Annotated in this window: 1 protein-coding gene; it reads right to left on the bottom strand. The window is 66.0% G+C overall.

The window, feature by feature from the left end:
- Positions 1-40: 40 nt before the first annotated feature.
- Positions 41-259, bottom strand: a 219-nt coding sequence (locus NDO48_RS29340; RefSeq protein WP_267322936.1) for a hypothetical protein, incomplete at its 5' end; no start/stop codon positions are given.

The raw sequence follows: 259 nt of genomic DNA, 5'->3' as shown, positions 1-259 counted from the left end.
AGGGTGCGCCGTGCGCACCGATGCCGCGGCTTTACTGTGATCAGAGTTTGGCCAGCAGGCTTTCCAGCGCCTTGGCCTGGTCCTCGGCCAGGTCGATGATATGAAAGCCCGCCCAGCAGTGCTGGCCGTCGGCGCCGGGGCGGCTCCACAGGCAGTCGGCGCCCAGGCGAACCTCCTGTATCTCCTCTTTTCCGGCAGTACAGACCAGGCGGCACTGCAGCACGGCATCGGCTGCATGCGGGGTGTCGCTGAACAGCAT

This window comes from Aminobacter sp. MET-1 (assembly GCF_026521175.1).
GTDB lineage: Bacteria > Pseudomonadota > Alphaproteobacteria > Rhizobiales > Rhizobiaceae > Aminobacter.
The sequence above is the reverse complement of the archived record's forward strand: the minus strand, read 5'-3'. Positions and strand labels throughout refer to the sequence as shown.